The following is an 18,315-nucleotide window of genomic DNA, read 5'->3' as shown; positions in this document are numbered from 1 at the left end:
CGGACTAACGCGCCTTCCGTCTCATCCAGCGCGACGGTCCAGTCTTCATTACTTACCAGGGCTGGCCGGCCCGGCAGGTGGCACGGCACCAGGCTGCAGGACAAGGGCGCCGGCTCGGTAGGCAACTGGGTCGGTAGTGTCTGGCCTGGCGTAGCGCAGCCCGAGAGGGCCAGGGACAAGGCCAGCCAGATAAGTGTTGGTCTTTTCATCGGTGCGTTTCAGCTCGGTCAGGCTTCGATTTAGCTGGGCGGTCTGGCCGTCCAGCGCGGCGTTGATGGATCGCGTGCGCTCGTGGATCAGGCCCAGCACGGTAAGCGTGGCTTCACGATTCAGTAGCGCACGCTTAAGAAGCTGGTTATTCGCTTCGGACGCCTCTACTGACTTGCGCAAATCCGCGTTCTGACTCATTGCCAGTTTGTTTAGCTGGGTGGTGTGATCGACGGCCCAAAGCGACAACACGACAACAAGGCCACCAGCGGCGACCAAAGGACTAAACGACATGGATAACCTCCAGCACTTGGCCGGGCTTAAAGAAGGTGGCGAGCCACACAATGATTTCCGCAGGGTCTTCACCGTCCATATCCAGGGCGGTGGCTGTACGGCCATCAGCAAAGCGGATTAGGTACCGCTGGATACTGATCAAGGCGCGGCAAGGCAAAGCTCTCGCCTTACCTGCTGCCGGGTTACTACACCGCTGCAGTTGGACTCAGCCAGGCGGCAGTCCTTGCCGCCGGTGTAGACCCACCGCAAGAACTCATCCGGCGCGCCGTAGCGGTCACCAGCATTGAAGCGAGCCAGCAGAGTCGAGCGCCGATACTTCGTTTCGCCCATCTGAAAAGCGAAGTCCACATGGGCAACGCGACACAGCCAACCAACATCGGCTTTCAGATGCTTGTCGACGGCCCCTATGGATATCTGCAGATCCTCGCGAAGCCAGGCCACGCACTGGGCGCGTGTCGCAGCATCACCCGGCCGGACGCCGGCAGTGTGGCCGTAGCAGATCGTCCAGACTCCAGCACCGTCCTGATACGCCTTTAAGCTGATGCCCTCGAAGAACATCACCAGGGCCAGCAGGACCGGCATAAAGCCAGCTGCCAGCGGCAACACTAGACCGCGCGGCAGTTTCATCCGGCCGCCTCCTGTTTCTTGTTGAACCACTTGGTTTTGATGTGCCAGGCGAGCATGGACAGCGCGTAAAAGAACATGACCCACTGCGTCAGGCTGGTGACGGGCGCGCCAAAGAAAGTAGCGCCGGCATATGTGGCCGGCGGCACCATCAGGGCCTTTTCAACCGTTTCAGCCCTGGCCCGCCGGCAACCCGCCGCGACCACAATCAAAAGGGCCGCCATTGCGAGCCGTGCCCGTTTGATTCTGTTCATTTGCGGGCTCCAGACAGCAAAAAGCCCCGGCAGATCACCCGCCGGGGCTTTGTATGTGATTGATTGTTAGGGCCGTGAACGCAAACACGCCACGATAGGTAAAACGATACGTAACTGGGCCAGCCTCGTCTCGCCATCCGGCGTCCAACCGAAATAGGTCTCTGCGTTACCCGTCACGCGTCTACAGTTGGAATGCGTAGTTTCCACGCGGCCGGGGTGTGCAAGCAGGCCAATTCGCCCTTAAATGCCCCACCACAACCATCTGGCAGCGTCTTGCCGCATTGCCGGCACGGATACTGCTGCGCATCGGCTATTTGCCCCTTTAGCCTGGCGGCATCCTCGCGCACCAGGGCGGCAATGTATTCCTCTACATCGTAGGGGCCATCAACCCCACCGCGAATTGTTCGGGACTCATCGAGCAAGGCCAGAAGACCAGGCCCAAGCTTTGCGGTCACTTCCTTTACGCCTTGCTCCTTGAGGCGCTCCCGGCGCCGCTGCTGCCGCTTGGTGCCCGCCTTCTTCACTTTGGCGTTACCCGTCACAGTCAAAAGCTCAGAGGGCACGCTAAAGGCCTTGCAAATTTCTTCCCGGGTGAACCTTCGCTGCTCGATCACCTCTCTCATGGGTTCAGCCTCCCCGTGATCCGCTCCCGCCAGGTAAGAGCCGTCCGGACCGGCTCCGGCCTATGCAGTCTCGACCGGCGCAGGACTACCAGAATCCACCGCAACCGCGTGTAGTTCAGCTCCGACAATGGGCTAGCCTCGATCCACTCCCGAACCTCAGTGACAGCGATTGCGTGGTTCAAGCTAGCAGCCATCAGGGGCAGTTGGCCGGGGTCCGCCAGATCACCACCGAAAACGTCCTGACTAAGCTCCAATAGGGTAACGGGTTGCTTGCTCATATCCTAAAATCCTCCTTTGCAATGGATTGGCTGGCAGGGCTCTAAGCCGCGCCGTTATTGGTTTCGGTGGTCGTCTCTACTGCTGCGCGTCTCGGCGCTGTCTCGGCGGCAAAAAAAGAGAGGCCCTGCGCTTCAAGCCACAGATGCCAGCGCTCCAGGGCGTCACGCTTGAGGGTTTCAGCATGGGTATGGATGTATGCGGCCTGCAGGTCGTCCATGGCGTGGTTCAGCAGCATTTCGCCAATGAAGTACTCGACGCCCAGGTCAAGCCACATGCTTCGGGCGATCTTTCGCAAGTCGTGACTGGTCCACTCCCCTGCAGTCAGGGACGCAATAATTTCCTGGGCTTGGTTATCCGTGATGGGGTCACCATCACCGCGCGGGAACAGATAAACGCCTGCATACCCGGCCTGCTTCTGGCGGGTTCGATAGGCTTTAAGAAGTGCGACGGTGTGCCGGGTCAGGGGTAGACGATGATCGTTATCGGTCTTGGTATCGGCCGCCGGCAGGAACCATTCCCCCTCCCCTTCAAGGGTTAGATTTGACCATTTGGCCAGGCGGGTTTCGCTGATTCTGGTGGCGTGACACAGCATCATCAAAGGCAGCATGCACATGCTGGTCTGACGGACTTCTTCTGCAGACAACCGCTTAACCAGGTCCGGCAACTGGTGAGGACGAAGCGCACAGGGCTTGGGTCGAATGGGCGTATCAATGAAGTCAGAAAACACCACTTCGGCCAGTGGGTTGACGCTCAACATGTCGAGGCCGGCCGCTTGCTTGAATGCCTTCTTGATCAACCCAAACGCTTGTCGGGTATAGGCCAGGCTGCGCACCTCCTGCATGGGCCATATCAAGCGATCATCGAGCGCCTGGCGGTCGACCATCTGCAGACTAAGGGAGCCAACACGCGGCAGCAGCTGGCAGGCCACCAGGGAGCGAACAGTACCTTTCCACTTTGAAGACAGCTTACGGGTGCGCTCGATGCGATCGGCATACCAGCGCAACAGATCCTCAACGCGCTCCCAGGAAGAAACGGCAACGATTGACGAAGGGTCAGCGGTCAACTCGGCCAGCTTCTTGGGCAACAGCTCTATGGCCGTCTTGGCGGAAATGTCGGGCCAGTTACCCAGCTTTCGGGAAGGGCTCTTGCCGGCAACATGGCGAACCACGTGCCAAGAGCCGCGCGACCTGTCTTTCCCGAAGCGAAAGTGCAGCGCGGGTGCCGGTGATCGCGCACGTTATGCGTAACGGACTGTTCAGCCAGGCGCCGCAGCTCGGCGTCCGTGAACTTGATATGAAGGGTTTTTGCGTCGGTCATGTCTGGCAACCAATCAAGGCGGCCAGCCACTGGTCAGAGCGCTAGGCCGCGTTTCGGGCGTAGCCATCCCCTACCCATGCGAATGACGGGCGCACTGCAGCTACAGGGATGGGAATAGGTGGCATACGGACTCTGTTAGTCCTTGGCGGGTACTGCTGGTGATATTGCTGGCCTGCCGATCTGATCAACCAAAGCCTTGACCCGGCTCATCAGCTGGTAATGCTCAGCGGTCTTTTCGGGGCACGGCCCAGGGGCTGCGTGATGGTCCGCAAGGGCCAGGACGAACGTCTGCAGGTCAGCGGTATGACTGACCAGGCGTCGTATGGCCTGGCACTCTGTGCAGCGCGGCTGCTCCTGCAGTAAGTGCGCCTCAAGCCGCGCTATTTCATCGCTTCGCATATGCTTCCAGCCTCTCAGTGATCATTTCGCGCGCCGCCGCCAGGCGTCGCTTGTAGGTTCTCCAGCTCAGCCCGAGAGCGCGCGCGCGATCCAGTTGGGAGGCTGTGCCGGGGTCGTAGTCTTTGATCTTTCGACGGTTGCAGACTTCCCAGCAACCGGCGGCATACTCCAGGCGCAGCACGTCAGCCTGATCAATGCTTTTCGCCGCCATTTCCATAACGGCGGCCTCTATCCGCACCTCGATACCGTCAGCGGGGCCGCTTGAACCGGTAGAGCCGCCAAAGAAAATTTCACCTTTCTTTTCGATCAGCTGCGCAAGCATGGTGCTGCCAGATCCAAGCCCCCCAATATCCCCAAAGGACCAGGCCGCCCAGGCGTGCAGCAGCTTGTCCAGCGCGGTTTCAGGGGCGGCCATCAGTGAGCCTCAGCGATGCTCAGCAAGTGTTCTTTCAGCGCGTCGATAGCGTCGAGAAAGTGCCGGCATCCGCCCTGCATATGCGTGACTTTCGGGTCTTCACGTTCCATAGGCACCGATTCCGAAGGCGCGCCCATGACATGCCAGATAACGCCGCCACGGCGGCGGATTTCCTGGGCCTCATCCAGCGTCATGACGTTGTAAATCACCAGGCCGCCCAAGGACTTATTGCTGGTCGAATCATTGAGCGCGATAACCAAGTCACGCACCCGCGCACCTCGGCGCACATCAGTGCCCGCCCAGGTGCGCAAGCGGCTACCGCCAAAACGCTCCAGACGTTCGGCAATTTCCCTGCGTTGCTCAGGCTTACCGCCGGTCAAACCAATAAGAATCATGCTGTTTGTTGCTCCCATCAAAACGGTAAGCCGGCAATGCCGGGCATGGCGGGCCAGACGCGGGGGCCATTACAAAGCCCGCCGCCTTGGCGGTGGTAAAACGGATATGCATCACAGTGGCAAGTCTTGGCCCGCCAGGGCCTTGACTGGGCCCACTTGTCCAGGCGCCCTGGACGGTTGCAGGCCGGGCAACCCGTTACGTCAGGCGTGCCCTTGAAGCGAGCCCCGCACTTGCGCACTCTGCAGCGGCAATGCTTGGGGGATTGCGAATACCTGGCCATGATCAGGCGCGGGCTTTATCCAGTCGCGCGCGGCGCACGGCCTGCAGCTGCGCGTGCAGTACGCCCGGCGTTAGTTCGGAGTGATGCGGGGCCGCTTCTTCGCAGGCCTGATGCATTTCCGTTACCGTAACGTTCGATGCACACCAGCGACGAAACAGCCCGAGGGTCAGGGGATCGCCGGTCACTTCACGGCGCATGTTCAACTCTGTCTCACACCAGAAAACCCACTGCTCAGGCGACGTAAAAAGAAGTGGCTCAGCCTGGGGCAAGTAGTCGTCCGCCTGGCTGAAAACCACCACTAGGGGCGCGCCTGGCTCGTCACCCTCGGAGAAAGAGAGCCAGCCGGACCGCATAAGGGCGCCAAGGAAGTCGTACAGCTCATCGTCAGAGACGCCCAGGGCATCACGCCAATCGCTGCGGGAAGGGGAACAATTCCGCCAGAAGCAGTGTCACTAGAGGCCAGAATTTCTAGAAGCTTGATCAGTCGAGCGAAGCCGGCAAGGCCGTAACGGCCTTCAATGCGCCGCGCGACGGCCGAGGCCGAGAAAGCGGAAGGCAAGTTAAGCGCCGGCATTTTCTTTACCGACCTTAAGCAGATTGACGGCAAACGGGCTGTAGATTCCGTTCCAGTCGACTGCCTTTCTTGACTTGATGATGATGTTGCAGCCGGCTGCAAATGACGGGATGCGTTCTTGGCGATACCAAGACAACACAGTCCGTGGCTTTTCACCCAGTAGACTGGCAACAGCCTGGATACCAGCAGGACTTAGCTTGCCCGCCAGCTCTACGCCGCCTATGTTTTCAATCCACTTGTTTAGTTCCACGGATAGACTTCCTTTTACACGATTAGTGTAAGTCTATTTCGACCGTGTCCCATTTCTCAAGCTTTTTTTGCCGCCCTCTACACTTAAAGTGTATATTTCACCAGATAGACGCTAGTATTAAACAACTGCCAAGGCGTGAAACCTCACGGCGCCCTATGAGAGATTGCGCATGTCTGAATTGATAAAAGTTGTGTCCCAGCGGCTTAAAGATTGTCGAGCGGCCACAGGCTGGACACTTGAAGAGACAGCAAAACGTCTCACAGACCTCTCTGGTACTCCCATTGCTTACTCCCGCTATTCCAATTGGGAGCTGGGCCTACGCATGCCGCCAGTCGATCAGGTGGTGCTGCTTGCCCAAACTGTTTGGTAAGACCCCTGCATGGCTCCAGGGGTACACAGACAACGACAGCTAAGCCGCCGTAACTTCAAACTATGTGACGGCCATCCCCCTAATATCTCGACTAAAAAAGGGCTGCTTATCCTGTCGCAAGTCACGGACAACACGCTTTCAGCCTTGAGTACATCGAAAGCCGGGGGCTGAACCGGAACAAGCTGCTATGCATTAAGCAAATTGATAGCAGCATGGCGCCGCTTATCGCTGAAGGGGCCGAAGTGCTACTTGATGGCGATCAGGTCGCGGTGCGAGGTGCTGACCTATTTGGCATAGTCGTGGCGGACACAATATGGATTCGCTGGATATGCCCCGAGATGAACAACACCTTTACCCTTAAAGCATCAGATTCTCAGCAGTACCCTGATACCAAACTGACACGTGAGGAACTGGAGCAGCTTGATATCGTCGGCCGAGTCGTCCGAATTTCCCACGACAGGTAGTGAAAGAGCCCTTAGATCGAGGGCTTTTTTATTGCTGCAATTTACACTTTAAGTGTAACATGCCACGCCAATTCAGGAATGACAGGTTAACCCCCATGCAAGGCAGCGTAGTTTCCTCTCCAAACAGCCAACCTCCAGCCAACTCCAGCGGCGCGCTTATAGTCCAACAGCGCCGCGTTGTGGCATTGAGAGAGGTTTCTTCTTTGGCCTCAAGCATGCAAGCCATGGCCCTGTATGCCATCGATCAAGGTCACGTCACCATCGACAGCATGGAAGCAATGGCGACCTACTCGCATGCTTAAGCGTCAGGTGGATGCCTTGCACCTCGATCTTTCTAGCCACTAATACCGTCCTCCCCCCTCGCAAGAAGCGTCCCCCATGAATGCGTGCGTCCAGATCCACGGCGACGAAGTGATCGGCTACCCGGGCCAGAACCTGACAGATAAAGAACTGTTCGTTCTGGTCAAAACCGCCGAGGGTTTTGCTACTCCGATGATCGCCGAGGAACTGCAGCTGGACGATATCGGTATGCGCATGGTTGAACGGAACATCTTGAGCAAGCTGGGCGCCAAGAACAAAGCTCACATGATCACGCGCGGCTTTACCCTGGGCGTTCTAGTCCCGCAGGCCCTATGCCTGATGCTGTGCGTTATTGCAGTGCTTGAGGTCGACACTGACTTCAACCGGCCGCGCTCCCAGCGTCGCAGCCGAACCCTCACCGAGTTCTCGCGCAGCGTGCGCACTTCTCCCGCCTCAGCGGGCGGCCCTCCATGCCGGCAAGCTTTCTACGTCTAATCCTTTCGTTATTTCGTTAAATCGTTAATTCGTTATTTTCTTGATGTCGCGATAAGGCCGGCCTATACTCGCCTGCGTTAACGAATTAACGAATTGACGAAATAACGAACAGGAAATTTCTCAACATGGCATTGATCGTAGGCTTTGCAACTCAGAAAGGTGGACCTGGCAAATCCACAGACGCGCGCGGCACGGGGGTTGGGTTCGCGCAAAATGAATGGTCGGTGAAGATCGCAGATTTTGACCTGAACCAATCTACCAGCTATCTGGCAGCGCCGCCTGCAGCGCGGACACCTGCCGCAAATAGACGTAGAGCAGTTTGGCTCTGTCGCACACGCCTTGGCCCAGGCTGACAACTATGACGTGATGATCTTCGACGGTGCGCGCGTGCCAGCAAAGACACGGCGGAAATGGCCGAAGCCTGCGACCTTTTAGTGATCCCTACCGGCCTTTCGCTGGATGACCTAGATCCTGCAGTAAAGCTTGCCGATGCATTGCACCATAAGCACGGCATACCTATTGAGCGCATAGCGTTTGCTTTGAATCACGTAGGTGACAGCGTGGCCGAACTGGAAGAGGCACAGGAATATTTGAGCCAGAAACCCTATCACGTACTGGACGGTCATCTGCCGCAAAAGGTCAGCTATAGCCGCGCCATGGATGTTGGCTTGTCGGTGATAGAGGTGTCGCACAGAGGCCTGCGAACCCAGGCGGAGCGCCTTATTTCCTCAATTATCAAGCGAGCGATTGAGCTACAATCAAAGTAACGAATTGACGAATTAACGAATTAAAGGAAACTCAACAATGACAGTCGCCGCCCCTAAGCCACCCCGTCGAAACAATACCAAGGGCACCGCGCCGGCTTCCCCTTGGCTGCCGAAGCGCTAACAAAGGCAGGGCATACGCACCAAGCAGCACCAGAAGAGCTAGTAACTGCCAACTTCAAGGTGGATGCTCAGTTCAAGCACGACCTTAAGATGTTCGCCGCCATGCACAAAATGAGCATGGTCGACGTGCTGCCAAGGGTTTGCACTGCTTAAAGAATCTAAGGGAAGCCGCTAATAGCTCATCGGCTACACCCAGCCCCGCACCTGGCGGGGCTTTTTTATGCCTGCGTGACGGGTAACACTGGCGGCCTCGATCACCGCCCAGGACACCGCATGCAAGTGACCCTCGACCTATCCCCGTTTGAGCTGCAGACGCTGCAGGATTTCCGCACGATGCACGCCGAGTACCAGCGCACCACGTCCAGCACCCCCGAACTGGAGCTGGCCCGCCGTTATAGCTCGCTCAGTACGGCCGCGCAGATCCTCGCCGAAGCCCTGGACAAAGCCGCGCGCCCAGGGCGTGTAGTCACAGCTCCACACTGAAACTGGTGATCCCCACCTTGTCGGCAAACTTCACCACGGCTTTTAAGCTGGTCCAGATCCTCAGGGGCTCGCGCCGGCTGCGCACGGGCACCAGGCGCGCCGTGGGGCCGCCCAGGCGTACAGAGAGCGTCCACTGCGCGTTATCCCCTTTGACCCGGCCGACTACGGCTTCACGGATGGCGTGTTGGGCCACCAGGTGCGCCAGGGAATCCAGCTGTATCGCCTCGCCGATCATGCCGTCAGTACCTCGCGGCGAGCCGTGGCGGCATTGTCGAAGGCCACATACAGCGCCTCCAGATCCGCCGGATTAAGCGCCCGGATCACCTCCAGACCTTCGCCGTAGCCTTCGGCGCGCTCCAGGGCCAGGCTGACTTCCTGCAGATCCTCGGCCCGCTCGATGCGAGCCAGGTGCTTTAGCGCATGCTCGCGCACCAGGCGGGAGTGGCACCCCTGCCAGCGCTTCGGCGCTCATTCTGCAATACCTGACGGCCCGCCGTGGTTGGCCGCTTCGGCCAGGAACACGGCCGCTTCGGCGTGCTGCAGGGCTTGGCCATGTACCAGGCTGTAAAGCCACACGCCCAAGCGATTGACGCTGCGCGCCTGTTTGCTGGCCGACCGGCTGCAGGTGGTCGAACAGATCGCTTTCCAAGGCGCTGACAGGTTGCGCCAGGGCTTCTGGCTTCACCACCTGGGCGACGCGCGCGGCCAGTTCGGCCACCTCGGGGGCATAGCTGCGTAGGGCGCTCAGGCGCATTTCATAGGAAGACGTGACGGGTAACGGCATGGCGCGGGTCCATTTCGAGTGCGGGGGTGTCAGTGCGTAAAACCAGAATAGGGGGTGTGGTAGACCAGTCTAGGGGGGTGTGGCAACCGAGGGCATAAAAAAAGGGGGCCACACCCTGGCTCGGTGTACCCCCCTTTTGAACATAAGCGGCGTTATTGGTAACGCGCGCCCCTACCCTTCGGCGTCGAACTTGGCGCGCACCTGCTCCAGCTCGGCGGTCAGTTGTTCATACATCGCGTTACTGATCAGTCCATGTATCAGCAGCGCCGCCAGATAGCCAGCCTCATGCATGGCGCAGCCGTATTGTAACGACGAGTTATCGGCGAACCGGCGCAGTTGGCTGGTCATGTGGTCATGGCGCGCACGCGCCTTGGCCAGCGTCTCGGGGCTGTCTTGTTCAATCTGGATCATCGGCATAGCGGGGGTTCCTTTCTGTTCAGTTCACGTCAGGCGCATTGAGTTCAGCGCTCAGCTGTTCTTCAACACCCCATTGATAGGCCGCGTCGGCCTGCTCGATCAAGTCGGGCAGCTCGTCGGCCGTGATTACGCCCTGGGCGCACAGCGCCTCGGCCAGCTCGTTCAGGGCGAACTGCTGCGCCTCCGGCGACTTGACCAGGGCGGCCTTGTCGTCATACAGCGCCTGCCAGTCGGCCAGGCTTGGGGTTTTCGGGGTCTCGGTCATGTGCGCTTCCCTTCTGTTCGTTATGGGTAACGCCTGGCTTATTCACCAGGCTGCTTGCGGTAGTCACTGGGCAGACCGGCCCTCTTTAGGCGCGCCTGCAGCACGGCCACCGCCTCAAACGCGCGGCCTCGATCAGCCACCTCTAGTACATTCTGATCCTGCAGGCCGGCGATTTGCTCACGCAACTTCGCCTCGATGTTGCTCGGTGTCGCGGCTGCAGCTGGTGCGCCGGTCACCTCCTGGGCGATTTGCTGCAGCGCTTCCTGCAGGCGCTTGATTTCCGCACGATCAGCGGCGCGCTCTTTGAACAGCTGAACGTTCTGTTTGCGTTCGTCCTCGTAGCACTGCCAGCCGCGTTTAGCCTCTTTATCCCGACGCTTGTTGCCGTTGATTATTCCCTGATCCTGATCAAGCTTGGCTTTAAATTCTTCGGTCCAGAAGGGGCAGCCCTGGAATATCGTCTCTAAGTTCTCCAGCACCAAAGGCGACTTTAGGTGATCAAGATCGGCGCGCGCGGTGAAAAACACACTGAAAGCCCACGCCATCAGCGAATCTTCATCCCGCGTCAGCTGCACGGTGCGCGTCCAGTTGTCCGGGTCATCAGCGGACACGATCACCTGGCCGGCAACCGGCTCACCTGCACGCAGGGCGCTGTTCTGATCCTGCAGACGCTGAACCATCACCCTTTGCCGCTCCAGCTCATCGCGCAGGAACGCGGTAGGCCGGTAAGTGCTACGGTTCGGCTCAGCCAGGTAGCGCCCGTTATCACCTTCGGGCCATAGCTTGGTCAGCAATGCATCAAAGCCCGGCTTCTTGCTGGTGACCCAATCCTTTGGCCGATGATCCAGATCCTCATGGGCCAACAGGCCCAGGCTCAGCACCATGCGGTCCGTGCGAGTCAGCGGGATAAGCTTAAGGCCTTCGGATTGCGCGCGCTCCTTGCGGCGCTGCCGTAGCAGCTGCTGCCGCTCGGCGTTGCTCATCGGCACTTTCTTGACCGACTCCGACAACTGCGGCTCACCCGACAGCGGCATATTCAATTGCCCGTTACGCGTAACGCCTTGCAGCGCCGGCACAAGCCACGCCGGTACCGAAACCTTAGCGCGCTCATCCTCGCGGATGGCCTTCGGCTTGAACTCACCCTGCAGCAGCTGCTCCACAAGGCCGCGCACCGCCTGGCCGAAGGTTTGCCCCACATGCTTATCAGGGTGCAGGAACTGGCTAAGGTAGCCGGTCTCGCTGATGAATTTGGCCGAAGCATCCACGGCGTAAAAGCTCAGGCTGTACGTGCCGCTCATGCCCCAGGGGTCAACCACCACCCGCAGGCGCATGCCTTCGACCTCTAGCAAGTACTCCCCGGCTTGCCCCCAGCCAGGCACCACGCCTGCAGGCGCGGCCAATTTCTTGCACAGCTGGCCCCCGGCCCCATCCTTCGTGCCACTACCCATGAACGTATTGCCGTGGAGCCGGTAGACCACGGCGTTATACCGAAGCGCTGACGTTTCGATATCGCGCGCACTGGCCGCGATCATCGCGTCATTGAACAGCTGCAGCATGTCAGCGGCCAGCTGCTCCAGCTCGCCGCGATCATCTGGCAGAAACTCAAGAGTCTTGAGGAACAGCGGCTGCTGCTCCAGCGGCAGTTCCTGGGCGGGGGCTTTCTTCTTGGCCATTTTGGCGGCTCCGTCAACAGCCCCGGACTGGCCGGGGCAACAAGGCTTAAAGTCCAATTTCATCCATCAATGCATCCATGGCCTTGCCGCCGGCACGTGCTTCATAGGCAGTCAAAAGCGCTACGCGAACCATATTTTCAACAGGCGGCAAGATGGCACCGCCCAGGTGCTGGACAGCTTCAATGAGGCGGGGGGTGGGGAGTTTGATCGGCCGCTTTTTGCATGCGGGCCGCCAGTTGCGTAGTCGTCATCGGGTCTGCTCCGGGGTGCGGCCTTGGGTGAGTCCCCGGCCTTGGAGCAGACTTTAAAACCAATTCGTTATTTCGTCAATTCGTTAATTCGTTAATTCGTTAAACGATCAGTTCGGCGGCTGAAATCGTGGTGCGCTTGCCAGGCCAGCATAGATGCTGAGCAGGCGCCATACGGCATACGGCGGCTCCCCTTCTCCACCTGCCCACTTGCGAATCTTCCGCGACTCGACCCCAACCAGCATGCCGGCCTCACTCCCCGATAAGTCAGCCACTCGCAACAACTCGCGAAACTCGGCGGCGGTGGTGGCAGCCAGTCGGGCATACGAATCGAACAGCCCAGGGCGATCCAGGGCAAGTTCATGGCGTACCTGCTCGGCCGTCATCAACCGCGGCGAATCACCAGACACCTCCAGCTGGGCCGCATCGAAACGCAGCGCCGCGCGCATAGCTTCCCAAAAATCCGAAGCCTCTATTTCCTCGCGCGACCCATCACGCAGTAACAACGCAAACATCCATCAGCCTCCAATGCTAAACCGCCGGCAGTGCCGGCGGTATTTCGTTAAATCGTTATTTCGTTATTTCGTTAAATGCCTGGGGCAATACCTTACTTTGACGGATACCCCAGCGTTCCAGCAGGTCCAGCCAGAGGGCGAAGCCAGCAGGCCTACACGGCCGTAATCCTCGCACAAAAAAGCCTTGAGCTTCAAGCCAAATTCCGATGCTTATCAACTGCGACCTGTCTATCTCGGCCCTTTTACGAAACTCCGGCACTGCCAGTACCAGGCAATCGCGCGATCCCCCGGCAATACGTGCATTAAGTTGGATTGCGTAACGCTCAAAAAATGCCGCCTTCAACGCGACCACGTGCGGTTCTTGCCTAGTCATCGGTTCATACCCGGATAGCGGCCTTGGCGTAATGCCCGGCCTTGGGATGAACCTTATTTGTGTTTCGTTATTTCGTCAATTCGTTATTTCGTTATTGGCGCGATGCGAATACTTAGAATGCCGGCCATGCCGGCGGAATCTCTGCTAACGCACCAGAAGGCACACGGGCAGCGCAACCCCTGCAGGGCGGCCACGCCCTGCAGATCATCCGCAAACCGCTCACGCAGGCGCTACGGCGCTTGAAGCCATGCAAATACCGTAAGCGAACCCCTCGTATTGATCACTGGAGCGCTTGCGCGACCGACTGGGCGTAGCCGGCGCGTGAAGGAGCGAAGGGACGCAAGGAGGTCTTGAGTCGTGCGCAGCCGTAGAACGTCCCACAGCGACTGGAAGGCGCCTCGCTGACGGAACGGCGGCACCACTAGCGCAGAGCTGTTTCCTTGCCCCGCGCCTCCAGGCGCGAAGTGGGCAGGCATTCTTACTACGCCAGTCAGACATGCACAGTTGGCACGGTTTATGAGCTTTAAAGCGGATCTTTAAAAGCCCTTCGGTACCAGTGAACGCCTAATCTTGCAGATATTTAAAAGCCTGGCGCCTGGCCGGCGCATGCCTTCGATTTTCGGGCAGGAAATTGCTCAGCGCGGGGGTAGATCGGGAGTTTTGAGGGGGGATATGTGGGCCTGGGCGCGCCGGCAAGGGCTTTGGCGGGATACAGACGTGCGAAGGCACCGCCGGGAGGCGGTGCAGTCTGAGAGAGGCTATGGGAGGCTGTCGGTGCTGTCGGGGTGGACGGCGAAGTGCGGGTATTCGCGGGCGAACGCTTCGGAACGCTGCCTGCCAGCAAGGTTGGGGCGAGCCTGCGCGAACTCCACCCAGGCCGCTGTCCAGGCCCGTTTATATTCCAGCTTGTTGACGCCCTGCTGTTCCTGCTTCTTGCGCCGGGCAGCGCGCTGGGCGCCTTCGTGGGAGTCCTTGCGGACCTTAGCTGCGGCCTGTTCTTTGGTAAAGGCGGCTTTGCGAGTGTCTTGAGCTACACCCAGCACGGTGCGGCGCTCTACGCGCTTACGGGTCTGTGCGTCGGCCAGCTCATGGCCCAACCCTAAGTCGATAAAGAAGCGGCGGCGCACGTGAATCGTCACGCGCGTTATCCACTTCGTACCCTTGTGAAAGATCCGGCGAAATTTGCGGCGCACATAGCCGGCGCGCTCAAGGTCGCTCAGCAGGCGCGATAGGGTCCACTCGCGCACCCCTGAATCCTCGCATAGCTTGCTGGCGGTTAACGTGCATCTTGCCATTCTTATCCAGCCAACCGACGACCAGTTGCGCCAGGTCAAGGCGTGCGCACAGCGGGCCGATCAGTTCGGCCAGGGCGTCCCAGCGCTGCTGATAGGTGCGGGAGTCGTTGATATCGTCAAAGCGGCGCAGGTACTTCCCCTCGCGCTTGTCGGCTTCTTCGTGAACGCGGGCAATGGTCTTGCTGAACAAGCCGCCAAACATGCGCGCTTGATCGACGGTGACGCCAGTTTGGCGGCGCTGCTGGCCCGTGCGGTCACGCAGGGGCAGTTTTTTGCGCTTTGGCAGTAGCTCAGGGATGTCAGACAGGCCGGCGTATGCGGCGGCCTCTACGGAACCGGGCAGCAGCTGGCTAACGGACCTCACAGGGAGCTACCGGCAACCAGAACCCGGCGCAGGGCGCGGGCCAGGGGCTGAAAATCTATGCGCCCCCACATAATGCAGGGGCGGCCTTCTACTGAGGCTTCGCCAATCATCCAAACATCCCTATAGAGCTAGGGCTTGCTTATGCGGTGATCAGCTAATAGACTTCTACCTGCCAGGTTGAGAAGCCGTTTGTGCCGATCACCAGAAGCCCCCGTCCCGCCAAGGTCGGGGGTTTTCTTTTTTAAGCCTGCCTAAAAATTTCTAATTTCTTCGTAACTGCTGTGCCCCCAAGGGGCTGACGGCGCTCAGAATAACGCGCCAGTCTTTGGTCGTCCACAATTAGTGTAAATTTACACTTTCTTAAGCGAAACAAGCGCCTGCCGCAACGTCTCCAGTTGCAGCGCCTCGCCTGGGTGCGCCGTGTCGTCGTTGCCCTTCTGAATACACAACCACGCAACGTACTGATTAATCGCGTCGATAGTAGACGCTTGGTCACTTTTGATCAAAGGGTTTGCAGAGGGTGTATCAGACATAGGGGCTCCTTCCTACAGCAGTCATTCAAGTGCGGCGATTCTATCTAGAATCGCCCAATACTGGATAGATAAACAGTGGTGGCCTGACGATATTGCGCGGCGCGCGCACTGTACCCGACGCGGGCCGGCGCCTGGCCGACCCTTTGTCGGATAGGCCTAGATGCCTTTCCAGGGATTTACCTCAAACGTGAGGCCCTTCCACTGCGCGGTTGGATCGGCGCTGTAGTCCTCTTTCCAGTCGCTTGGCTCTGGCTTGAAGCCAATCTGAATCACCAGGGCACGCGTGGCCGACCACTGCCACACCCCGTAGAAACCGTAGTAGGCGGCCGGTTGTCTTGTGCGTAGCCAAAATCAGGCGCCGCCCTCCCTGCCCTGGGCGATCCTTGACCACCTCAGAGCCCCAATAGCGGTAGTCGCACTCGGCCACCGGACAGCTGAACCAGGGGCAGAAACGCATTTGTTCGCAGGATTGCGGATAGCCAGCCACCAGAACTGAGAGAACCAGTGATAGGCGCCCAGGTCGAACGGCGTGTTCATATGCCACCAGCCGCGCTTATCGCCCAGGGCGCCGTCGCGGTCGTTGGACCACAGCCAGGCCCACGCCGGCAGACGGCCAAGCCCCCAGTAGCCAGGCGCCTGGGTGAAGGCGATGGGCGGATTTTCAATGGTCATGAATGGCAGCGCCAAGGGCACCACCAGAAAGCCCAGTAGGATCAGCGTTACGCGTAACGGGAGAAACAACGCCCACTGCAAAGCAGCGCGCAGGATATGCGACAGCATGGGTAAACCTCAGATAGTGAAAAAGAAAACGCCCCGTCAGTGCGGGGCGTTATTCGGTCGGCGTTTCAGCCGGCGTTTCTACCGGCGTTTCTACCGGCTCAGGCTCAGGCTCAGGTGCCGGCTGCTCATCGGCGATAGCGGCCACTGAATTTCGGCCGGGAAGCCCTCCTGCTGCTCAATCCGGTTGAGGTCGACCCGGTAGCCCTTCCACAGCGTCAGCTGCGCAACATCGCCGTCGGTAGCGCGACCGATGTCTACAGCGTCTTGCAGCGGTCCCATGCGGTTTGCGGCGATGGTCAGCAACTTGTCCGCTGCTCCCTGGCCTTGGCGCTCAACTCCTCAATACTTGGCTCAGGTTCAGACACCGGCAAAGGCTCAACCGCTGAAAAAACCTCATTGGGGAACAGTTCCTCAATACTGGTGATTGCCCGCCACCCCAACTCACCATCGTTACGAACAGCAAAGCCACTCATATATTGTCCTCATATCCATTGCACGCAAGACCCGAGTAAGTAGCACCAGACGCGTAATACATGTACCCACGCTCAATAGTGATTTCGCCTGTTTCTGCGTTGTGCGCGGCGGCGGAATCACTTATGTGCAGCGGAGAGGCACCTGCAGGAACGCTTGTAATTCCATAATGGCCAGGATTTGGCGCGGCGATAACTGATGTATTCCCGACATGCCCCCATACAGTGAACTTCACTTTAGAGGCCGTAGGCGGCACCAACGCCCCAACAGCAACCGGCACGAACGTCGGCGGCTGCGCTGTAGCTCCCTGCACTCCACTCGCAAGCAACGGCAAGTTGACAATGTTGGTTCCAGCGCCAGGGCGGTAGAGAATCCACTTATCAACCTGTGTATACGCAAGAGGAAACTTGCTTGCCGTGGCATCAGTAAACAGCGCACTAAAGCGGCTCGCCACATAACCCGCAGGCAATCGGCTCGTACACAAACCGCAGGTTATCCGCTGCTACCGTCGCCAGCGCCGATTGGCTGGCAGTGATTTGACTCGCCGAGTCAATCGACTTGATCGTCACACCCCACGGGAAAAACGCGCTAGAGAACTGCATGCCAGCACGCATTGAAGCGGTACTAGCGAGGCCAGTAATTACCGGCGAGCCGAGCGTAAGCGCCCCTTGCAATACCGGCATTAGCGCTGCAATGGCGGCCGTGTTTGCACCGTTTGATGCAACCCAAATGCCGTAACAGCTCGACGCAGCAACCACACCCGTATCCAGGCCACCCAAACCAGACGCCGTCATGTTCACGGATAGATCGACTTGCGTTACTGCCTTCGTAGCAGCACCGTTACCGATGATCAGCTTTTCAGCCTTGAGCGAGACGACTGCGCTGACCCCCGTAGATGAAACAAATAGCTTTTTGTGGTGGTCGTGATCACCAGAGAGCGCATCCGCGCCACTTCTGCTTCAAGCGCCGCAACGTCAATGTTTCCTTGGTTGACTGGTGCATTCCAAACTTTGATGCACCACATCACCGCCAAGTTGCGGGCTCGCGTCTCACTGCCTATCCGTGGGGTGCCGTTCACGCCATCACTTACGAAAGCGCCCGTTAAGTTACGGGGTCTTGTACCCTGAGTGGCTGAGCCCATCGGCGGGCCCCACGCTGGATCACCAGCTCCGCCATCATCGTTACCCCAGGATGTGCCGGCCTTACCCCGCATCGACTCCACGCGAAAGCCTTGCAGACTATCGAGCTGAATAGAGGCAATTGCGCGCCCGGCATCCACCCCGCCCCATGGTCCCAGCCGCGAAGGAATTCGCCGCGAGTATCAGGGAGCGTATTCCCCCCCAAATAGGCGGCCAAATCTGGATAGGTATCCGGGTTGAAGGAGTCGCCGTTTGCTTCAAGGAAGCCAGCCGGCACAGTCCCTCGCGGGAACGGCACCATAGCTCCCACGGGCAGCGCTGACAGGTTCTTGAGCTTGGCTTCGATCTCTTCCTTTGTGTACGTGACCGCCTTGGTATAGGCGTCCGTGATCCCGTACTCGGCGAGAGTCGTGCGCACTTTTTCGGGCGGAATGTTATCGGCGATGATCTCTTTAATCGCCTGCAGAAGCTGTCCGTTTTCGTTCTCATCCGGGACATAACCACCGCCCATGATCACGTTCAAGATTCGTCAGTGACAGCAGATCCC

The 18,315-nt window shown here is 58.9% G+C and carries 30 protein-coding genes; 8 read left to right on the top strand and 22 right to left on the bottom strand.

What is annotated here, in order from left to right; translation table 11 throughout:
- Nucleotides 1–48: 48 nt before the first annotated feature.
- Entirely contained in the window at nt 49–501 is a 453-nt protein-coding gene (locus tag C9990_RS31925; RefSeq protein WP_106805763.1) for a hypothetical protein, read from the bottom strand.
- On the opposite strand from C9990_RS31925, the gene C9990_RS32895 reads away from it, so the two are divergent.
- A complete protein-coding gene (locus C9990_RS32895; protein ID WP_256595167.1) occupies nt 500–622 on the top strand; it encodes a hypothetical protein in 123 nt (40 codons plus the stop codon). The genes C9990_RS31925 and C9990_RS32895 overlap by 2 nt on opposite strands.
- A 17-nt stretch (nt 623–639) precedes the next feature.
- On the opposite strand, the gene C9990_RS31920 is transcribed toward C9990_RS32895, so the two are convergent.
- The 8 genes from C9990_RS31920 to C9990_RS31875 form a co-directional block, all read right to left on the bottom strand.
- Nucleotides 640–1,128, bottom strand: a complete 489-nt coding sequence (locus tag C9990_RS31920) for a lysozyme (protein ID WP_106805762.1) — start codon at nt 1,126–1,128, stop codon at nt 640–642.
- A complete protein-coding gene (locus tag C9990_RS31915; RefSeq protein ID WP_106805761.1) occupies nt 1,125–1,379 on the bottom strand; it encodes a hypothetical protein in 255 nt (84 codons plus the stop codon). The genes C9990_RS31920 and C9990_RS31915 overlap by 4 nt, the downstream gene beginning before the upstream one ends.
- Nucleotides 1,380–1,552: 173 nt before the next feature.
- Nucleotides 1,553–2,002 carry a hypothetical protein gene (locus C9990_RS31910; RefSeq protein WP_106805760.1) on the bottom strand — a complete coding sequence of 150 codons (450 nt, stop codon included), beginning with the start codon at nt 2,000–2,002 and terminating at the stop codon, nt 1,553–1,555.
- Nucleotides 2,003–2,321: 319 nt separating this feature from the next.
- Nucleotides 2,322–3,449, bottom strand: coding sequence for a site-specific integrase (locus tag C9990_RS31900; protein ID WP_106805758.1), 1,128 nt, complete (start codon nt 3,447–3,449; stop codon nt 2,322–2,324).
- Nucleotides 3,450–3,983: 534 nt separating this feature from the next.
- Entirely contained in the window at nt 3,984–4,412 is a 429-nt protein-coding gene (locus C9990_RS31890; RefSeq protein WP_106805756.1) for a hypothetical protein, read from the bottom strand.
- Entirely contained in the window at nt 4,412–4,807 is a 396-nt protein-coding gene (locus tag C9990_RS31885; protein WP_157955116.1) for a hypothetical protein, read from the bottom strand. Before C9990_RS31885 ends, C9990_RS31890 begins: the two co-directional genes overlap by 1 nt.
- A 283-nt stretch (nt 4,808–5,090) precedes the next feature.
- Nucleotides 5,091–5,285, bottom strand: a complete 195-nt coding sequence (locus tag C9990_RS32405) for a hypothetical protein (protein ID WP_157955115.1) — start codon at nt 5,283–5,285, stop codon at nt 5,091–5,093.
- A gap of 363 nt (nt 5,286–5,648) precedes the next feature.
- The gene (locus C9990_RS31875; RefSeq protein ID WP_106805753.1) at nt 5,649–5,912 is read right to left on the bottom strand and encodes a hypothetical protein; all 264 of its coding nucleotides are present in this window, start codon (nt 5,910–5,912) and stop codon (nt 5,649–5,651) included.
- A gap of 169 nt (nt 5,913–6,081) precedes the next feature.
- Here C9990_RS31875 and C9990_RS31870 point away from each other — a divergent pair, with 169 nt between their 5' ends.
- From C9990_RS31870 to C9990_RS31850, 6 genes are all read left to right on the top strand, one after another.
- Nucleotides 6,082–6,282 carry a helix-turn-helix domain-containing protein gene (locus tag C9990_RS31870; RefSeq protein ID WP_106805752.1) on the top strand — a complete coding sequence of 67 codons (201 nt, stop codon included), beginning with the start codon at nt 6,082–6,084 and terminating at the stop codon, nt 6,280–6,282.
- A 152-nt stretch (nt 6,283–6,434) separates the two neighbouring features.
- Nucleotides 6,435–6,746: a helix-turn-helix transcriptional regulator gene (locus C9990_RS31865; protein ID WP_371920721.1), complete on the top strand. Its 312-nt coding sequence runs from the start codon at nt 6,435–6,437 to the stop codon at nt 6,744–6,746.
- Nucleotides 6,747–6,841: 95 nt separating this feature from the next.
- Nucleotides 6,842–7,048 (top strand): hypothetical protein, encoded by a 207-nt coding sequence (locus tag C9990_RS32400; RefSeq protein ID WP_157955114.1) that lies wholly within the window; start codon nt 6,842–6,844, stop codon nt 7,046–7,048.
- Nucleotides 7,049–7,124: 76 nt separating this feature from the next.
- Nucleotides 7,125–7,541 (top strand): LuxR C-terminal-related transcriptional regulator, encoded by a 417-nt coding sequence (locus C9990_RS31860; RefSeq protein WP_106805750.1) that lies wholly within the window; start codon nt 7,125–7,127, stop codon nt 7,539–7,541.
- A gap of 410 nt (nt 7,542–7,951) precedes the next feature.
- Nucleotides 7,952–8,308, top strand: coding sequence for a hypothetical protein (locus C9990_RS32890; RefSeq protein ID WP_256595166.1), 357 nt, complete (start codon nt 7,952–7,954; stop codon nt 8,306–8,308).
- Nucleotides 8,309–8,701: 393 nt separating this feature from the next.
- Nucleotides 8,702–8,911, top strand: coding sequence for a hypothetical protein (locus tag C9990_RS31850; protein ID WP_106805749.1), 210 nt, complete (start codon nt 8,702–8,704; stop codon nt 8,909–8,911).
- Here the strand turns inward: C9990_RS31850 and C9990_RS31845 are convergent.
- From C9990_RS31845 to C9990_RS31810, 8 genes are all read right to left on the bottom strand, one after another.
- Nucleotides 8,895–9,146 (bottom strand): hypothetical protein, encoded by a 252-nt coding sequence (locus C9990_RS31845; RefSeq protein ID WP_106805748.1) that lies wholly within the window; start codon nt 9,144–9,146, stop codon nt 8,895–8,897. The two genes, C9990_RS31850 and C9990_RS31845, sit on opposite strands and share 17 nt — an antisense overlap.
- The gene (locus C9990_RS31840; protein WP_177410386.1) at nt 9,143–9,343 is read right to left on the bottom strand and encodes a hypothetical protein; all 201 of its coding nucleotides are present in this window, start codon (nt 9,341–9,343) and stop codon (nt 9,143–9,145) included. Before C9990_RS31840 ends, C9990_RS31845 begins: the two co-directional genes overlap by 4 nt.
- 523 nt (nt 9,344–9,866) lie before the next feature.
- On the bottom strand, nt 9,867–10,112 hold the full coding sequence (locus C9990_RS31835; RefSeq protein ID WP_106805746.1) for a hypothetical protein: 246 nt from the start codon (nt 10,110–10,112) through the stop codon (nt 9,867–9,869).
- A 19-nt stretch (nt 10,113–10,131) separates the two neighbouring features.
- Complete coding sequence (locus C9990_RS31830) at nt 10,132–10,377, bottom strand: hypothetical protein (protein WP_106805745.1); 246 nt, start codon at nt 10,375–10,377, stop codon at nt 10,132–10,134.
- Between the two features lie 38 nt (nt 10,378–10,415).
- Complete coding sequence (locus C9990_RS31825; RefSeq protein WP_106805744.1) at nt 10,416–12,050, bottom strand: KlcB family protein; 1,635 nt, start codon at nt 12,048–12,050, stop codon at nt 10,416–10,418.
- 358 nt (nt 12,051–12,408) lie between these two features.
- A complete protein-coding gene (locus tag C9990_RS31820) occupies nt 12,409–12,813 on the bottom strand; it encodes a hypothetical protein (RefSeq protein WP_106805743.1) in 405 nt (134 codons plus the stop codon).
- Between the two features lie 55 nt (nt 12,814–12,868).
- Nucleotides 12,869–13,165, bottom strand: a complete 297-nt coding sequence (locus C9990_RS31815) for a hypothetical protein (protein ID WP_157955113.1) — start codon at nt 13,163–13,165, stop codon at nt 12,869–12,871.
- Between the two features lie 779 nt (nt 13,166–13,944).
- Entirely contained in the window at nt 13,945–14,433 is a 489-nt protein-coding gene (locus C9990_RS31810; RefSeq protein ID WP_106805741.1) for a hypothetical protein, read from the bottom strand.
- Nucleotides 14,434–14,467: 34 nt separating this feature from the next.
- Here C9990_RS31810 and C9990_RS32395 point away from each other — a divergent pair, with 34 nt between their 5' ends.
- Complete coding sequence (locus C9990_RS32395) at nt 14,468–14,770, top strand: hypothetical protein (RefSeq protein WP_157955112.1); 303 nt, start codon at nt 14,468–14,470, stop codon at nt 14,768–14,770.
- A 425-nt stretch (nt 14,771–15,195) separates the two neighbouring features.
- Here C9990_RS32395 and C9990_RS31800 read toward each other — a convergent pair whose 3' ends face one another.
- From C9990_RS31800 to C9990_RS31780, 5 genes are all read right to left on the bottom strand, one after another.
- The gene (locus C9990_RS31800) at nt 15,196–15,378 is read right to left on the bottom strand and encodes a hypothetical protein (protein ID WP_106805739.1); all 183 of its coding nucleotides are present in this window, start codon (nt 15,376–15,378) and stop codon (nt 15,196–15,198) included.
- 351 nt (nt 15,379–15,729) lie between these two features.
- Nucleotides 15,730–16,158 (bottom strand): hypothetical protein, encoded by a 429-nt coding sequence (locus C9990_RS31795; RefSeq protein WP_106805738.1) that lies wholly within the window; start codon nt 16,156–16,158, stop codon nt 15,730–15,732.
- A 90-nt stretch (nt 16,159–16,248) separates the two neighbouring features.
- Nucleotides 16,249–16,461, bottom strand: a complete 213-nt coding sequence (locus C9990_RS31790; protein WP_256595165.1) for a tail fiber assembly protein — start codon at nt 16,459–16,461, stop codon at nt 16,249–16,251.
- Nucleotides 16,462–17,066: 605 nt separating this feature from the next.
- Nucleotides 17,067–17,429, bottom strand: coding sequence for a hypothetical protein (locus C9990_RS31785; RefSeq protein WP_157955111.1), 363 nt, complete (start codon nt 17,427–17,429; stop codon nt 17,067–17,069).
- A 301-nt stretch (nt 17,430–17,730) separates the two neighbouring features.
- Nucleotides 17,731–18,285 carry a phage tail protein gene (locus C9990_RS31780; RefSeq protein WP_256595172.1) on the bottom strand — a complete coding sequence of 185 codons (555 nt, stop codon included), beginning with the start codon at nt 18,283–18,285 and terminating at the stop codon, nt 17,731–17,733.
- Nucleotides 18,286–18,315 lie beyond the last annotated feature (30 nt).

This window comes from Pseudomonas sp. S5D5 (assembly GCF_003013355.1).
Taxonomy (GTDB): Bacteria; Pseudomonadota; Gammaproteobacteria; order Pseudomonadales; family Pseudomonadaceae; genus Aquipseudomonas; species Aquipseudomonas aylmerensis.
Note: the sequence above shows the minus strand (reverse complement) of the source record. Positions and strands in the feature narration are given on the sequence as shown.

Coding starts and splice junctions, on each gene's coding strand:
- C9990_RS32895 (WP_256595167.1), top strand. CDS start 500: ATGGATAACCTCCAGCACTTGGCCGGGCTTAAAGAAGGTGGCGAGCCA.
- C9990_RS31925 (WP_106805763.1), bottom strand. CDS start 501: ATGTCGTTTAGTCCTTTGGTCGCCGCTGGTGGCCTTGTTGTCGTGTTG.
- C9990_RS31920 (WP_106805762.1), bottom strand. CDS start 1,128: ATGAAACTGCCGCGCGGTCTAGTGTTGCCGCTGGCAGCTGGCTTTATG.
- C9990_RS31915 (WP_106805761.1), bottom strand. CDS start 1,379: ATGAACAGAATCAAACGGGCACGGCTCGCAATGGCGGCCCTTTTGATT.
- C9990_RS31910 (WP_106805760.1), bottom strand. CDS start 2,002: ATGAGAGAGGTGATCGAGCAGCGAAGGTTCACCCGGGAAGAAATTTGC.
- C9990_RS31890 (WP_106805756.1), bottom strand. CDS start 4,412: ATGGCCGCCCCTGAAACCGCGCTGGACAAGCTGCTGCACGCCTGGGCG.
- C9990_RS31885 (WP_157955116.1), bottom strand. CDS start 4,807: ATGATTCTTATTGGTTTGACCGGCGGTAAGCCTGAGCAACGCAGGGAA.
- C9990_RS32405 (WP_157955115.1), bottom strand. CDS start 5,285: ATGCGCCGTGAAGTGACCGGCGATCCCCTGACCCTCGGGCTGTTTCGT.
- C9990_RS31870 (WP_106805752.1), top strand. CDS start 6,082: ATGTCTGAATTGATAAAAGTTGTGTCCCAGCGGCTTAAAGATTGTCGA.
- C9990_RS32400 (WP_157955114.1), top strand. CDS start 6,842: ATGCAAGGCAGCGTAGTTTCCTCTCCAAACAGCCAACCTCCAGCCAAC.
- C9990_RS31860 (WP_106805750.1), top strand. CDS start 7,125: ATGAATGCGTGCGTCCAGATCCACGGCGACGAAGTGATCGGCTACCCG.
- C9990_RS32890 (WP_256595166.1), top strand. CDS start 7,952: ATGGCCGAAGCCTGCGACCTTTTAGTGATCCCTACCGGCCTTTCGCTG.
- C9990_RS31850 (WP_106805749.1), top strand. CDS start 8,702: ATGCAAGTGACCCTCGACCTATCCCCGTTTGAGCTGCAGACGCTGCAG.
- C9990_RS31845 (WP_106805748.1), bottom strand. CDS start 9,146: ATGATCGGCGAGGCGATACAGCTGGATTCCCTGGCGCACCTGGTGGCC.
- C9990_RS31835 (WP_106805746.1), bottom strand. CDS start 10,112: ATGCCGATGATCCAGATTGAACAAGACAGCCCCGAGACGCTGGCCAAG.
- C9990_RS31830 (WP_106805745.1), bottom strand. CDS start 10,377: ATGACCGAGACCCCGAAAACCCCAAGCCTGGCCGACTGGCAGGCGCTG.
- C9990_RS31825 (WP_106805744.1), bottom strand. CDS start 12,050: ATGGCCAAGAAGAAAGCCCCCGCCCAGGAACTGCCGCTGGAGCAGCAG.
- C9990_RS31820 (WP_106805743.1), bottom strand. CDS start 12,813: ATGTTTGCGTTGTTACTGCGTGATGGGTCGCGCGAGGAAATAGAGGCT.
- C9990_RS31800 (WP_106805739.1), bottom strand. CDS start 15,378: ATGTCTGATACACCCTCTGCAAACCCTTTGATCAAAAGTGACCAAGCG.
- C9990_RS31795 (WP_106805738.1), bottom strand. CDS start 16,158: ATGCTGTCGCATATCCTGCGCGCTGCTTTGCAGTGGGCGTTGTTTCTC.